The sequence below is a fragment of the Bradyrhizobium sp. BLXBL-03 genome (assembly GCF_051853015.1).
In the GTDB taxonomy this organism is placed as follows: domain Bacteria; phylum Pseudomonadota; class Alphaproteobacteria; order Rhizobiales; family Xanthobacteraceae; genus Bradyrhizobium; species Bradyrhizobium manausense.
Genome location: NZ_CP182470.1, coordinates 1071888 through 1087336 on the forward strand (window position 1 = coordinate 1071888; position 15449 = coordinate 1087336).

At 64.8% G+C, this 15449-nt stretch carries 10 protein-coding genes; 7 read left to right on the plus strand and 3 right to left on the minus strand.

The window, feature by feature from the left end; translation table 11 throughout:
* Positions 1-115 precede the first annotated feature (115 nt).
* From ACNJX9_RS05150 to ACNJX9_RS05175, 6 genes are all read left to right on the plus strand, one after another.
* Entirely contained in the window at positions 116-2212 is a 2097-nt protein-coding gene (locus ACNJX9_RS05150) for a 3-hydroxyacyl-CoA dehydrogenase NAD-binding domain-containing protein (RefSeq protein WP_439408033.1), read from the plus strand.
* Positions 2213-2321: 109 nt separating this feature from the next.
* A complete protein-coding gene (gene pimA, locus ACNJX9_RS05155) occupies positions 2322-4004 on the plus strand; it encodes a dicarboxylate--CoA ligase PimA (RefSeq protein ID WP_439408034.1) in 1683 nt (560 codons plus the stop codon).
* Between the two features lie 39 nt (positions 4005-4043).
* A complete protein-coding gene (gene pimC / locus ACNJX9_RS05160; protein WP_057759499.1) occupies positions 4044-5234 on the plus strand; it encodes a pimeloyl-CoA dehydrogenase large subunit in 1191 nt (396 codons plus the stop codon).
* A gap of 183 nt (positions 5235-5417) precedes the next feature.
* Positions 5418-6560: a pimeloyl-CoA dehydrogenase small subunit gene (gene pimD, locus ACNJX9_RS05165; protein ID WP_057759497.1), complete on the plus strand. Its 1143-nt coding sequence runs from the start codon at positions 5418-5420 to the stop codon at positions 6558-6560.
* A 304-nt stretch (positions 6561-6864) separates the two neighbouring features.
* Positions 6865-8370: a glycerol kinase GlpK gene (glpK, locus tag ACNJX9_RS05170; RefSeq protein WP_271617864.1), complete on the plus strand. Its 1506-nt coding sequence runs from the start codon at positions 6865-6867 to the stop codon at positions 8368-8370.
* Between the two features lie 199 nt (positions 8371-8569).
* The gene (locus tag ACNJX9_RS05175) at positions 8570-9163 is read left to right on the plus strand and encodes a GNAT family N-acetyltransferase (protein WP_439408035.1); all 594 of its coding nucleotides are present in this window, start codon (positions 8570-8572) and stop codon (positions 9161-9163) included.
* 153 nt (positions 9164-9316) lie between these two features.
* Here the strand turns inward: ACNJX9_RS05175 and ACNJX9_RS05180 are convergent, their stop codons facing one another.
* Positions 9317-9535 (minus strand): hypothetical protein, encoded by a 219-nt coding sequence (locus ACNJX9_RS05180; RefSeq protein WP_439408036.1) that lies wholly within the window; start codon positions 9533-9535, stop codon positions 9317-9319.
* A 155-nt stretch (positions 9536-9690) separates the two neighbouring features.
* Here ACNJX9_RS05180 and ACNJX9_RS05185 point away from each other — a divergent pair, with 155 nt between their 5' ends.
* Positions 9691-10320, plus strand: a complete 630-nt coding sequence (locus tag ACNJX9_RS05185) for a glutathione S-transferase family protein (protein WP_439408037.1) — start codon at positions 9691-9693, stop codon at positions 10318-10320.
* A gap of 253 nt (positions 10321-10573) precedes the next feature.
* On the opposite strand, the gene metH is transcribed toward ACNJX9_RS05185, so the two are convergent.
* Both metH and metF read right to left on the minus strand, forming a co-directional pair.
* A complete protein-coding gene (metH, locus tag ACNJX9_RS05190; protein ID WP_439408038.1) occupies positions 10574-14425 on the minus strand; it encodes a methionine synthase in 3852 nt (1283 codons plus the stop codon).
* 6 nt (positions 14426-14431) lie between these two features.
* Positions 14432-15352, minus strand: coding sequence for a methylenetetrahydrofolate reductase [NAD(P)H] (metF, locus tag ACNJX9_RS05195; RefSeq protein WP_439408039.1), 921 nt, complete (start codon positions 15350-15352; stop codon positions 14432-14434).
* Positions 15353-15449: the final 97 nt, after the last annotated feature.

Consider the following 15449-nt stretch of genomic DNA (forward strand, 5'->3'; position numbering starts at 1 on the left):
TTGCGCGGAGTCGTTGACAACGTCCGTGCTTCAAAATAACCCTGCCGTCAAGATGCGGAATTAAATTCCGCACCGCGAAATCGAACAAAAGTAAATCCCACCAAGGAGGGAAACCGTGAGCGAAGTGGTCAAGCTTGAGCGTCATGACGAAGTCGGGATCGTCACGGTCAACAGCCCTCCGGTCAATGCGCTGAGTGCCGCAGTCCGTGGCGGTATCCTGGAGTGCGTCAAGGCCGCGGTCGCCGATCCCGCCATCAAGGGCATCGTGCTGACCTGCGCCGGGCGCACCTTCATCGCGGGTGCCGACATCACCGAATTCGGCAAGCCGCCGAAGCCGCCGGCCCTCAACGACGTGCTGTCCGAGATCGAGAATTCGCCGAAGCCCGTCGTTGCCGCGATCCACGGCACCGCGCTCGGCGGCGGCCTCGAAGTCGCGCTCGCCTGTCATTTCCGCGTCGCGGTCAAGGAAGCCAAGCTCGGCCTGCCCGAGGTCAAGCTCGGCCTGCTGCCGGGCGCCGGCGGCACCCAGCGGCTGCCGCGCGCCGTCGGTCCCGAGCTCGCGGTCAAGATGATCGTCGGCGGCGACCCCATTGGTGCGGCCGAAGCGCTCAAGGCCGGCCTGATCGAGGAGATCATCGAGGGCCCGGCCTCCGGCGGCGAAGCCTTCGTGCGCAAACTGCTGGCCGAGAAGCGCCCGCTGCGCCGCCTGCGTGACGACGATTCCAAGATCGCGGCCGCGAAGGCCGACCGCTCGATCTTCACCAATGCCGTCGCCGCGATGACCAAGAAGTCGCGTGGCCTGGAAGCGCCGTTCGCGGCAGCCGACGCCGTCGGCTATGCCATCGACCTGCCGTTCGACGAAGGCCTGAAGAAGGAGCGCGAGGGCTTCCTCAAGCTCGTCGCCAGCGACCAGTCCAAGGCGCAGCGTTACGCCTTCTTCGCCGAGCGCGAGGCCAACAAGATTGCAGGCGTTCCCGAAGGCACCAAGTCGCGTCCCGTTAACCGTGTTGCGATTTTGGGCGCCGGCACCATGGGCGGCGGCATCGCGATGTCCTTTGCCAATGCCGGCGTTCCCGTCACTCTGATCGAGACCGGCGAGGAGCAGCTCAAGCGCGGCATGGGCATCATGCAGAAGAACTGGGAAGCGACCGCCGCGCGCGGCGGCATTCCGGCGGATGCACCGGCCAAGCGCATGGCGCTGATCAACGGCGTTGTCGGGATCGAGAATGTCGGCGATGCCGACCTCGTCATCGAAGCCGTGTTCGAGACCATGGCGGTGAAGAAGGAGGTATTCGGCAAGCTCGACCAGTACGCCAAGCCCGGCGCCGTGCTCGCCTCCAACACCTCGTACCTGAACATCGACGAGATCGCGAAGGCGACCAAGCGTCCGCAGGACGTGCTCGGCATGCACTTCTTCTCGCCCGCGAACGTCATGAAGCTGTGCGAGATCGTGCGTGCCGACAAGACCGCGCCGGATGCGCTGGTGACGGCCGTCTCGATCGCGCGCAAGATCGCGAAAGTGCCGGTCGTGGTCGGCGTCTGCGACGGCTTCGTCGGCAACCGCATGCTGGCCCAGCGCGGCAAGCAGTCCGAGAAGCTGTTGTTCGAAGGCGCCTTGCCGCAGCAGGTCGACGCCGTCGTGACCAAGTTCGGCATGCCGATGGGCCCGTTCGCGATGGGTGATCTCGCCGGCCTCGACATCGGCTGGCGCTCGCGGAAAGATCGCGGCATCAAGTCGGAGATCGCGGACGCGCTCTGCGAGGCCGGCCGCTTCGGCCAGAAGACCGGCAAGGGCTACTATAAATATGAAGCCGGCTCGCGCGCGCCGCTGCCCGATCCTGAGGTCGAGAAGCTGATCGACGAGACGCTGCTGCGTCTCGGCCGCAAGAAGCGCGTGGTCAGCGACGACGAGATCCTCGAGCGCATGATGTACCCGATGATCAACGAGGGCGCGAAGATCCTCGAAGAGGGCATCGCGGCGCGTCCCTCCGACATCGACGTGGTCTGGCTCTACGGCTATGGCTGGCCGATCTACCGCGGCGGCCCGATGTACTGGGCCGACAGCGTCGGCCTCAAGCACATCGCCGATCGTCTCTCCTACTACGCCAAGGAGACCAACGACCCGAGCCTCGAACCCGCCCCGCTGCTGAAGAAGCTCGCTGCGGAGGGCAAGACCTTCGCCTCGCTGGCCGCCGAGTCGAAGGCGGCTTGATGATTGGCGTCATTCCGGGGCGATGCGCAGCATCGAACCCGGAATCTCGAGATTCCGGGTTCGCCCTTCGGGCGCCCCGGAATGACGGTTTGTGTGGTTTAAGGTATCCATGACCCATCCCGGCGAACAGTTTTACCCCAAGGGCGTGCATTGGGACGACACCATCGTCCAGGGCACGCTGCCTGACCTGCTCGCGACGGCCGCTGCGAATTACGGCCCGCGCACCGCGCTGGAATTCCGCGACCGTCCGATCACCTATACCGAGCTCGCAGCTCAAGCCGATCGCGCCGCGGCTGCGTTTCTCCGCGCCGGTTGCGGCAAGGGCACGTCCGTCGCGCTGTTCCTCGGCAACACGCCGGATCATCCGGTCAATTTCTTCGGCGCGCTGAAGGCAGGCGCCCGCGTTGCGCATCTGTCGCCGCTGGACGGCGAGATCGCGCTCACGCACAAGATTTCCGATTCCGGCTCGCGCCTGCTCGTCACCTCGAACCTCCAGGCCCTGCTGCCGACGGCACTGAAATTTCTGCAGAAGGGGCTGATCGACCGCCTCGTCGTCTGCGAGGACGATCATTGGGGCAAGATCGGCACGCCGCAGGCGGTGATTCCCGATGATCCCCGCATCGTCACCTTCAAGGCCTTCGTCGAAGGCGCCACCGCGCCGGCAGAGTGGCCGGCGGTTGCGGCCGATGACGTCGCGCTGTTGCAATATACCGGCGGTACCACCGGCCTGCCGAAAGGCGCCATGCTGACGCATGGCAATCTCACCTCGGCGGTGTCGATCTACGACGTCTGGGGCAGGCCGGCCCGTGCCGCCCGCGGCGACGTCGTCGAGCGCGTGATCTGCGTGCTGCCGCTGTTCCACATCTTTGCGCTGACCGTCGTGCTGCTGTCCTCGATCAGGCGCGGCAATCTGATCTCGCTGCACCAGCGCTTCGACGTCGAAGCCGTGATGCGCGACATCGAGGTCAAGCGCGCCACCTATTTCCCGGGTGTGCCGACCATGTGGATCGCGATCGCCGCGCTGCCGGATCTCGACAAGCGCGACTTTTCGTCGCTCGCCGCCATCGGCTCCGGCGGCGCGCCGCTGCCGGTCGAGGTCGCAAGCTTCTTCGAGCGCAAGGTCGGCAAGAAGCTGAGGAGCGGCTGGGGCATGACCGAGACCTGCTCGCCCGGCACCGGCCATCCGCCTGCAGGTCCCGACAAGCCCGGCTCGATCGGCCTCATGCTCCCCGGCATCGAGCTCGACGTGGTCTCGCTGGACGATCCGACAAAAGTGCTGCCGCCGGGCGAAGTCGGCGAGATCCGCATCAAGGGCCCGAACGTCACCAAGGGCTATTGGAACAAGCCGGCGGGGTCCGCGGAGGCCTTCATCGACGGCCGCTTCCTCACCGGCGACATCGGTTATGTCGACACCGACGGCTATTTCTTCCTGGTCGACCGCAAGAAGGACATGATCATCTCGGGCGGCTTCAACGTCTATCCGCAGATGATCGAGCAGGCGATCTACACCGTCCCGGGCGTGCACGAGGTGATCGTGCTCGGCATTCCCGATGAATACAGGGGCGAAGCCGCCAAAGCCTTCATCAAGCTCAGGCCGGACGCAAAGCCGTTCTCGCTCGACGAGCTGCGCGCGCAGCTCGCCGGCAAGGTCGGCAAGCACGAGATGCCTGCTGCGGTCGAGTTTGTCGACGATCTGCCGCGCACGCCGGTCGGAAAACTGTCGCGCCACGAATTGCGCCAGCAGCAGAAATCCGCACAATCCGCCCCAACACCTGGCTCTCGCCAGGGATGACGAAGAATAAAAGCTTGGTTTCGCTCACAGGAGGATCCGATGGATCTCGCATTCACGAAGGAAGAGCAGGCATTTCGCGAGGAAGTGCGGGCATTCTTCCGCGACAACGTGCCGCCGGATACGCGGCGCAAGCTGGTGGAAGGCCGCCATCTCACCAAGGACGAGATGGTGACGTGGTGGCGCATCCTCAACAAGAAGGGCTGGGGCGTCAGCCACTGGCCGAAGCAATATGGTGGCACCGGCTGGACCTCCGTGCAGCATTACATCTTCAATGAGGAGCTGCAGTCCTATCCGGCGCCGCAGCCGCTCGCCTTCGGCGTCAGCATGGTCGGCCCCGTCATCTACACCTTCGGCAATGAAGAGCAGAAGAAGAAGTACCTGCCGCGCATCGCCAATGTCGACGATTGGTGGTGCCAGGGCTTCTCGGAGCCCGGCTCCGGCTCCGATCTCGCTTCGCTCAAGACAAAAGCCGAGCGCCGTGGCGACAAGTGGATCATCAACGGCCAGAAGACCTGGACCACGCTGGCCCAGCATGCCGACATGATCTTCTGCCTCTGCCGCACGGATGCGTCCGCCAAGAAGCAGATGGGCATCTCCTTCATCGTGTTCTCGATGAAGTCGAAGGGCGTCACCGTGCGCCCGATCCAGACCATCGATGGCGGCCATGAGGTCAACGAGGTGTTCTTCGACGACGTCGAGGTGCCCTACGAGAACCTGATCGGCGAGGAGAACAAGGGCTGGGATTACGCAAAATTCCTGCTCGGCAATGAGCGCACCGGCATCGCGCGCGTCGGCGTTTCCAAGGAGCGGCTGCGCCGCATCCGCGATCTCGCCGGCAAGGTCGAATCCGGCGGCAAGCCGATCATCCAGGATTCGGCTTTCCGCGAGAAGCTCGCCGCCTGCGAGATCGAGCTGAAAGCGCTCGAGCTGACGCAGCTGCGCGTCGTCGCCGACGAAGGCAAGCACGGCAAGGGCAAGCCCAATCCGGCGTCCTCGGTGCTGAAGATCAAGGGCTCCGAGATCCAGCAGACCACCACCGAGCTCTTGATGGAAGTCATCGGCCCCTTCGCGGCTCCTTACGACGTGCACGGCGATGACGGCTCCAACGAGGCCATGGACTGGACCGCCCAGATCGCGCCGAGCTACTTCAACAACCGCAAGGTCTCGATCTACGGCGGCTCCAACGAGATCCAGCGCAACATCATCGCCAAGGCGGTGCTGGGGCTCTGATCTGCTTCCTCTCCGCCGCGGCGGGGAGGACATTGTTTCCACCGTCATTCCGGGGCGCGACGAAGTCGCGAACCCGGAATCCATCGGGCCGCATACGCTGAGGCGAAATGGATTCCGGGCCTGGCCCTTCGGGCCATCCCGGAATGACGAAGTCTGATGATCCGGGTACGAGGAACCAAAGAAATGGATTTTGACCTGACCGAGGAGCAGCGGCTCCTGAAGGACAGCATCGACGGCCTGCTGACCGATTCCTACGATTTCGAGAGCCGCAAGAAGTACATGAAGGAGAAGGGTGGCTGGAGCAAGGCCGTCTGGCTCAAGCTCGCCGAGCAGGGCCTGCTGGGCCTGCCTTTCAGCGAAGCCGATGGCGGCTTTGGCGGTGGCGGCGTCGAGACCATGATCGTGATGGAAGCGCTCGGCAAGGCGCTTGTGCTGGAGCCGTATCTGGCGACTGTCGTGATCGGCGGCGGCTTCCTGCGTCATGCCGGCACCGAGGCGCAGAAGGCGGCGCATGTGCCCGGGATCGTCGACGGCAGCAAGACGCTGGCCTTTGCCCAGCTCGAGAAGAATTCGCGCTACGATCTGTTCGACGTCGCCACGTCAGCGAAGAAGAAGGGCGACGGCTGGGTGATCGACGGCGAGAAGTTCGTCGTGCTCAACGGCGAGAACGCCGATACGCTTGTCGTCACCGCGCGCACCAGGGGCGATCGTCGTGATACGACCGGCATTGGCGTGTTCCTGGTGCCTGCCAGCGCCAGGGGCATCACCAAGAAGTCCTACCCGACCCAGGATGGCCTGCACGCCGCCGACATCACCTTCACCGGTGTCGAGGTCGGCGCGGATGCGGCGATCGGCAACCCCGACGACTCGCTGGCCCTGATCGAGCGCGTGGTGGACGAAGCCCGCGTCGCGCTCTGCGCCGAGGCGGTCGGGCTGATGGATGAGTCGCTCAAGACCACCGTCGAGTACATCAAGACGCGCAAGCAGTTCGGCGTCGCGATCGGCTCGTTCCAGTCGCTGCAGCACCGCGCCTCCGACATGTTCGTCGCCACTGAACAGGCGCGCTCGATGTCGATGTTCGCGACCATGGCGAACGATTTCGAGAACGCCAGGGAGCGCAGCAATGCCATTGCCGCCGCCAAGGCGCAGATCGGCAAGTCGCTGAAATTCGTCGGCCAGCAGTCGATCCAGCTCCACGGCGGCATCGGCATGACCATGGAGGCTAGAATCGGCCACTACTTCAAGCGCCTCACCATGATCGAGAACACGTTCGGCGACACCGACTACCACCAGCGCCGCGTCGCGGATGCGGGCGGGTTGATCTAGTCGACACACAACGACTGTCATCCCGGGGCATCGCGCAGCGATGCGCCCGGGATCCATCGGGCGGCGTCACGCGCGGTGAAATGGATTCCGGGCTCGCGCTACGCGCGCCCCGGAATGACGCACTGGAGAGGCGGTGTAAGCCTCGCAGAATCTCTTTCCGCGTCGTCCCGGCCTAGCGCGCAATTGCGCGCGGGGGGCCGGGACGACGGAGGGATATTGACCTTGCCGTCCTAATCCGCTCCTTTTGGCGCGACACAATATCCCCTCGGGGAAAACGCCAAAGAAAACGCCAAGGTAAGCTTCCATGTCTTTCGTCCTCGCCATCGACCAGGGCACCACCTCCTCGCGCGCGATCGTGTTTCGCGGCGATATTTCCATTGCGGCGAAGGCGCAAGCCGAGTTTCCGCAGCATTTTCCGGCCTCCGGCTGGGTCGAGCACGAGCCCGAGGACATCTGGACCTCGACCGTGATGGTCTGCCGCGAGGCGATCGAGCAGGCCGGCATCACCGCAAAGGACATCGCCGCGATCGGCATCACCAACCAGCGCGAGACCACCGTGGTGTGGGACCGTGCCACGGGCCAGGCCGTGCACCGCGCCATCGTCTGGCAGGACCGCCGCACCGCCGATATCTGCGCCAGGCTCAAGCACGAAGGCCGCGAGCCGCTGATCTCGCAGAAAACAGGCCTGATCATCGACCCCTATTTCTCCGGCACCAAGGTCGCCTGGATCCTCGACCACGTCCCCGGCGCCCGCGCGCGTGCCGCGCGCGGCGAGCTGATGTTCGGCACCGTCGATTGCTATTTGCTCTGGCGCCTCACCGGCGGCAAGGTGCACGCCACCGACGCCACCAACGCCTCGCGCACGCTGCTGTTCAACATCCACACCGGCCAGTGGGACGACGAGCTGTTGGAGATCATCGGCGTGCCGCGCTCGATGCTGCCGGAGGTGAAGGATTCCTCCGCCCGCTTCGGCGAGAGCACGCCGGACCTGTTCGGCGGCGCGATTGCGATCTCGGGCATCGCCGGCGACCAGCAGGCCGCCACCATCGGCCAGGCCTGCTTCCGTCCGGGCATGATGAAGTCGACCTACGGCACCGGCTGCTTTGCGCTGCTCAACACCGGCGCGACGCCCGTCGCCTCCAAGAACAAGCTGCTCACCACCATCGCCTATCAGCTCGAGGGAAAACGCACCTACGCGCTGGAAGGCTCGATCTTCGTCGCCGGCAGCGCAGTGCAATGGCTGCGCGACGGCCTCGGCATCATCAAGCACGCGGCCGAGACCGGACCTCTCGCCGATCAGTCCGACTCCATGCAGAGCGTCTATCTGGTGCCGGCCTTCGTCGGCATGGGCGCGCCTTACTGGAATCCGCGCGTGCGCGGCGCGCTGTTCGGCCTCACCCGCAACACCGGCCCTGCAGAGCTGGCGCATGCCGCGCTGGAGAGCGTCTGCTACCAGACCTTCGATCTCTGGGCCGCGATGCGCGCGGACTGGCCGAGTTCGGAGGTGGCCAGCGTCGTGCTCCGCGTCGATGGCGGCATGACCGCGTCCGACTGGACCATGCAGCGCCTTGCCGATCTGCTCGACGCGCCGGTCGATCGCCCTGTGATCCAGGAGACCACCGCGCTGGGCGCCGCCTATCTCGCCGGTCTCAATGCCGGCGTCTATCCCGAGCCGACCAAGTTCGCCGACAATTGGCGTCTCGAGCACCGCTTCAAGCCGAACATGAGCGATGCCACCCGCGAGCGAAAGCTCGCCGGCTGGGCGCGCGCAGTGAAGGGCGTACTGGCAAGCGACGAGGGGGAGGGGTAGGCGGATTCTTGGTGGGCGCGCATCCACAAACTCCGCCGTCGTCCTGGAGAAAGCCAGGACACATAACCACGAATACAGATTGTTTTGCGCGGTTGGAACGACGAGTTGCGCTTACAACATCTGCTGCGGCGTATGGGTCCCGGCCTTCGCCGGGACGACATAGAATGCTTGGCTAGCGCTCGGCCTACAGGAATCCCCTATGATCCTCCCCGACGGCTATTCCGACATCCCCGCCGGCAAGATCGCCGCGGTCGTGACCCATCTCCAGATGACCACGCCGGCCCCCCGCCGTGATGATCCGCCCGGCGCGTGGACTCTGCGCAAGGTCGATGCGCCGGCGCTTGCCTGGTACCGCGATCTCTACCGCCGCGTCGGCGAGGACTGGCTATGGTCCTCGCGAACGCAGATGAACGACCCCGAGCTTGCCGCGATCATCCATGCCGCAGGCATCGAGGTCTACGCCCTCGTCGTCGACGGTCGCGACGAGGGCCTGCTGGAGCTGGACTTCCGTGAACCCCGTCAGTGCGAGCTGGTCTATTTCGGCGTCACCGCTGGGCTGATCGGCACCGGCGCCGCCCGCTTCCTGATGAACCGCGCGCTGGAGCGCGCCTGGTCCGGCGGCGTGCAGCGCGTCTGGGTGCACACCTGCACCTTCGATCATCCCTCGGCCGTCGCGTTCTATCAGCGTTCCGGCTTCATCCCGTTCCGCCGCCAGATCGAGATCGCCGATGATCCGCGGCTCGATGGCACGGTGCCGCGCGATGCGGCGAAGCACGTGCCTGTTATCGAATAGATCGCGACTGTATCCACACCGTCATTGCGAGCGCGGCCTCACTCACATCGTCTTCAAAAACTCCACCAGCTTCGTAGCCCGGATGGAGCGAAGCGAAATCCGGGACTCTCGATCGGGTTGTGAGATCCCGGATTGCACTTCGTTGCATCCGGGCTACGCGCTGCCTCCACCGTCATTGCGAGCGCAGCGAAGCAATCGCGCCTTGAACGATCCGGAATGCTGCAGCATTTCGAGCTTGAAGGTGACGGGCGCCGCCGGAAGGCCGAATTCGGCGAGATCGGCCCCGACCAGCGGCGTGCGCCTGATGCGCGGACGGATGACGGCCTCGGTCGCCGCGATCCGCTCGCGATTGATGTTGGATGGTGCTGTCATGATGCCGTCCTTGATAGCGCATTCGGGAGAGATTGTCCCGGCGCCGTTGCGTCAGATGCAATGCTGCATGTCGAGGATTTTTCTTGCGCTGCCGCGATCTTGTCGTGGAGACTGATCGGCCCTGCCTTGTCCAACGCCAGAGAAGAGCGAGAACCATGTTCCTGATCGGCCAATATGATTCCCCCTTCGTCCGTCGTGTCGCGATTGCGCTGCGGCTTTACGGGCTCAGCTTCGAGCACCAGCCGTGGTCGACCTTCGGCGATGCCGACAAAATCGCGCCGTACAATCCCTTGCGCCGGGTGCCGACGCTGGTGCTCGACGATGGCGAGGCGCTGATCGAGAGCACGATCATCCTGGATTATCTCGACGAGCTCGTCGGGCCTGACAAGGCGATGCTGCCGCGGAGCGGCGTCGAGCGGCGCAAGCATTTGCGCATCTGCGCGCTGGCGACCGGCCTCGGCGACAAGGCGGTCAGCCTGCTCTATGAGCGCGTGCTGCGGAAGGAGCAGCTGGCGCTATGGGTCGAGCGCTGCCGGGCGCAGATCGGCGACGTGCTTGGGGTGTTGGAAGCCGAGCGCGCCAAGGTGACGACGCCTTATTGGCTGGGGACCCGCATCGGTCATGCCGACATTGCGGTGGCCTGCGTTATCAGGTTCACCCGCGAGGCGCACCCCGACCTGTTCGACGCAGCGCGCTATCCGGCCCTCGCAGCCCATGCCGATCGCTGCGAAGCGCTGGCGCCGTTCAAGGAGATCGTGCAGCCGCTGGCGCCGCCGAAGGGATAAGGGTCACGCTGTCATTCCAACCCGCAATCCATTCTGCGGCGGGTGATGAGGACAAATGGATTCCGGGCTCGCGCCAAGGGGGTCGCGCCCCGGAATGACGGCGGTGGGCATCACGCGCCATGCCCGATCCTGCTCTCATACAGCTGTTTTGCCCGACGGAGCAAGCGATTTTCCGTAAAAACGAAATCGTATAACCCGATCAACCCCATCCCTACTGTGCATGGGGTTGTTTCGCGTTTTGCAATCCTGGCGCCTATCCCGCCCCCGCGCGCTTCCTCTGCCAGACCAGATGCACCGCGCAGGTGCAGCCGGGCGGATGCGAGGCGAGATCCTTCGACATCTCGTCGTTGGCCGGCGTTGCGGCAAAGGCCTTATCGCTCGCCGGCTGCGACGGGATGTAGTTCAGCACCGGCGCCAGCCAGCGCTCGGCCTCCGCGACGCTCATGCCCTTGCGCGCGGCGTAGTCCTCGACCTGGTCGCGCTCGATCTTGCCGACGCCGAAATAATAGCTCTCGGGGCTGGCGAAATAGAGCCCCGATACGCTTGAGCCCGGCCACATCGCAAAGCTCTCGGTCAGCTTCACCCCGGCGGTGGCTTCGGCATCGAGCAGCTCGAACAGCGTCGCCTTCTCGGTGTGATCGGGCTGGGCGGGATAGCCGGGCGCGGGGCGGATGCCCTGATATTTTTCCAGGATCAGATCCTCGTTGGAGAGCGCCTCGTCGGGCGCATAGGCCCAGAACTCGCGGCGCACCCGGGCATGCATGCGTTCGGCGAACGCTTCGGCGAGCCGGTCGGCCAGCGCCTTGCACAGGATCGAGGAGTAGTCGTCATTGGCCATTTTGAAGCGGTCGGCGACCGCGTCCTCGCCGATCCCGGCGGTGACGACGAAGCCGCCGACATAGTCGGGCACGCCCGTGGGCGCGACGAAGTCGGACAGCGCCGCGTTGAACCGGCCCTCGCGCTTCTCGAGCTGCTGGCGCAGCGTGTGCAGCGTCGCGATGCTCTTGGTCCTGTTATCATCGGCATAGAGCACGATGTCGTCGCCTTGCGCATTTGCCGGCCAGAAGCCGATGGTGGCGCGCGCGCGGAACCATTTTTCCTTGACGATGGTGTCGAGCATCTTGCGCGCATCGTCATAGAGCGAGCGCGCGACCTCGCCGACCTTGTCGTCCTTGAGGATGGCGGGGAAGCGGCCTGCGAGCTCCCAGGTCTGGAAGAACGGCGTCCAGTCGATAAAGGGGACGAGCTCGGCGAGGTCGTAGTCGTCGAAGCTCTTGGTGCCGAGGAAGGTCGGCTTCACCGGCTTGCTCTTGGCAAAATCGACCGGCACGCGGTTGGCGCGCGCATCAGTGAGCTTCAGCCGCTTCTTGTCGGCCTGCGCCCGCAGATGCGCCTCGGAGATCTTGGCATATTCGGCGCGCACTTCGGCCGCATAAGCCTCGCGCTTCTCCGGCGAGAGCAGCGAGGAGGCGACGCCGACGGCGCGGCTGGCGTCATTGACATGCACCACGGGGCCGGCGCGATAGCTCGGGTCGATCTTCACAGCCGTATGCACGCGGCTCGTCGTGGCGCCGCCGATCAGCAGCGGCAGCTTGAGGCCTTCGCGCTGCAGTTCGCCGGCGAAGAACGCCATCTCGTCGAGCGAGGGCGTGATCAGGCCGGAGAGACCGACGATGTCGGCCTTCTCGGCCTTCACGGTCTCGACGATCTTCGCCGCCGGCACCATCACGCCGAGGTCGATGACTTCATAGTTGTTGCACTGGAGCACGATGCCGACGATGTTCTTGCCGATGTCGTGGACGTCGCCCTTCACCGTCGCCAGCACGATCTTGCCGGCCGACGAACTCGCCGCGCCACCGATGCCGCTGGCGAGGTTGCGCGCCTTCTCTTCCTCCATGAACGGCATGAGATAGGCAACGGCCTGCTTCATGACGCGCGCGGACTTCACCACCTGCGGCAGGAACATCTTGCCGTCGCCGAAGAGGTCGCCGACCACGTTCATGCCGGCCATCAACGGTCCCTCGATCACGTCGAGCGGTCGCGAGGAATTCTTGCGGGCTTCCTCGGTGTCCTGCTCGATGAACTCGGTGATGCCATGCACCAGCGAATGCGACAGCCGCTTCTCCACCGGCCATTCGCGCCAGGCGAGATCAGCTTCCTTGGCTTCCGTCTTCTTGCCGCGGAACTTTTCCGCGAGCGCCAGCAGACGCTCGGAGGCGCCGGGGTCGCGGTTGAGGACGACGTCCTCGCAGGTTTGACGCAGCTCGGGATCGATATCGTCATAGACGATCATCTGTCCGGCATTGACGATGCCCATGTCCATGCCGGCCTTGATGGCGTGATACAGGAACACCGAATGCATGGCCTCGCGCACCGGCTCGTTGCCGCGGAACGAGAACGACAGGTTCGACACGCCGCCCGAGATATGCGCGCCCGGCAGGTTCCGCCGGATCCATCGCGTCGCCTCGATGAAGTCGACGCCGTAATTGTTGTGCTCCTCGATCCCGGTCGCGATCGCAAAGATATTCGGATCGAAGATGATGTCCTCGGGCGGGAAGCCGACGCGATTGACGAGGATATCGTAGGCGCGCTTGCAGATCTCGGTCTTGCGCGCGAACGTGTCGGCCTGACCGACCTCGTCGAATGCCATCACCACGACGGCCGCGCCATGGCGCCGCGCGATCTTGGCCTCGTGAATGAATTTCTCCTCGCCTTCCTTCATCGAGATCGAATTCACGACCGGCTTGCCCTGCACGCATTTCAGGCCGGCCTCGATCACCGAGATTTTCGACGAGTCGACCATGACAGGCACGCGGGCGATGTCGGGCTCGGCGGCGACGAGGTTGAGGAAGGTGACCATCGCGGCTTCCGAATCCAGAAGCCCTTCGTCCATGTTGACGTCGATGATCTGCGCACCGTTTTCGACCTGGTCGCGCGCGACCTGCAGCGCCGCGGTGTAGTCGCCTGATGTGATGAGCTTGCGGAAGCGGGCGGAGCCGGTGACGTTGGTGCGCTCGCCGACGTTCACGAACGGAATCGCATCGGTCAGCACGAACGGCTCGAGGCCGGAGAGGCGTAAGCGTGGCGCGATCTCCGGCACGATGCGCGGCTTGTGCGGGGCGACGGCGGCAGCAATCGCCGCGATATGCTCCGGCGTGGTGCCGCAGCATCCGCCGACGATGTTGACGAGACCATCGCGCGCGAATTCGCCGACCAGGCGCGCCATGTATTCCGGCGTCTCGTCATACTGGCCGAATTCGTTGGGCAGGCCGGCATTCGGATAGGCGCAAACGAGCGTGTCAGCGACCCGGCCGATATCGGCGATATGCGCGCGCAGATCTTCGGCGCCGAGTGCGCAGTTGAAGCCGATGGTGACGGGCTTGGCGTGCCGCACCGAATTCCAGAACGCTTCCGGCATCTGGCCGGAGAGCAGACGGCCGGATTTGTCGGTGATGGTGCCCGACACCATCACCGGCATGTCGATGCCGAGTTCCTCGGTGATCTCGGCGATGGCATAGAGCGCCGCCTTGGCGTTCAGCGTATCGAAGATGGTCTCGACCAGCAGCAGATCGACCCCGCCGTCGATCAGGCCGCGGATCTGCTCGCCATAGGATTTGCGCAAGTCATCGAAGGTGACGGCGCGATAGCCTGGATTGGCCACGTCAGGCGAGATCGAGGCGGTGCGGTTGGTCGGGCCGATGGCACCGGCGACGAAGCGCGGCTTGCCGTCCTCGGCGGCAACGCGGCGGGCGGCATTGCCGGCGAGGCGGGCACCTTCGCGCGCCATCTCGTAGACGATGTCGGTGAGATCGTAGTCGGCCTGCGCGATCGAGGTGGTCGAGAACGTGTTGGTCGCGACGATGTCGGCACCGGCGCGCAAATAGGCCGCGTGGATGTCCTCGATCGCCTGCGGCTGGGTCAGGATCAGCAGGTCGTTGTTGCCGCGCAAGTCGCGATGGAAGTTCTTGAAGCGCTCGCCGCGGAAGGCGGCCTCGTCGAACTGCAGGTTCTGGATCATCGTGCCCATGGCGCCGTCGAGCACGAGGATGCGCTCGCGCGCGGCGTTGATCAGGGCGGTTCGCTTGGGCGAGGGGGATACGGTCATGGCGTCTCAAGCCGCCTTCTGCGCGCTCTTGGCGCGAATGCCGAGCAAATGGCTGATCGCGAACACGAGATCGGCGCGGTTCATGGTGTAGAAATGGAAGGTGTCGACGCCGTGTTTTGCCAGTTTCTGCACCTGGCCGGCGGCGACGGTTGCGGCCACCAGCTTGCGGGTCTCGGCATCGTTGTCGAGCCCCTCGAACTTCGCGGCAAGCCACTCGGGAACGGTGGTGCCGTTCCGAGTGACGAAATTGCGCGCCTGCTTGAAATTGTGCATGGGCATGATGCCCGGCACGACCGGAATGTTGATCCCGCGCGCGCGGACGCGATCGAGGTAGCGGAAGTAAAAGTCGTTATCGAAGAAGACTTGCGTGATCGCCCGCGTCGCACCGGCGTCGACTTTTGCCTTCAGCGTATCGATGTCCGCGTCGAAATCGCGCGACTCAGGATGCTTCTCGGGATAGGCCGAGACCGACACCTCGATATCGGCGTGCCGCTTCTTGATGCCCGCAACGAGGTCGGCCGAGCTCTGATAGCCGTCGGGATGGCTCGCATAGGGCGTGCCGATGCCGCCGGCGGGATCGCCGCGCAAGGCTACGATGTGGCGGACGCCGACCTCATGGTAGCGGTCGACGATCTCGTCGATCTCGCCGCGCGAGGCCCCGACGCAGGTCAGATGCGCGGCCGGCAGCAGCGGGGTCTCCTTGAGGATGCGGGAAATGGTCGAATGGGTGCGCTCGCGGGTCGAGCCGCCGGCGCCATAGGTCACCGACACGAATTTCGGGTCCAGCGGCGCCAGCCGGTTGATGGTCTCCCAGAGATTCCGCTCCATATCTTCCGTCTTGGGCGGAAAGAACTCGAACGAGATCGCCGGCCGCTTCAGGTGCCCGTCTTGCCCTTCGGTATGGGCAGGCGTCGTCGTCTCGGTCATGGCACCACTCACTCCAGGGGCTCGCCAAGGACAGGCGGCCGGGGTCTATCTTGGGAAGGTCTAAGATAGGACAAAGGCGGATTACTCGACAGCCCAT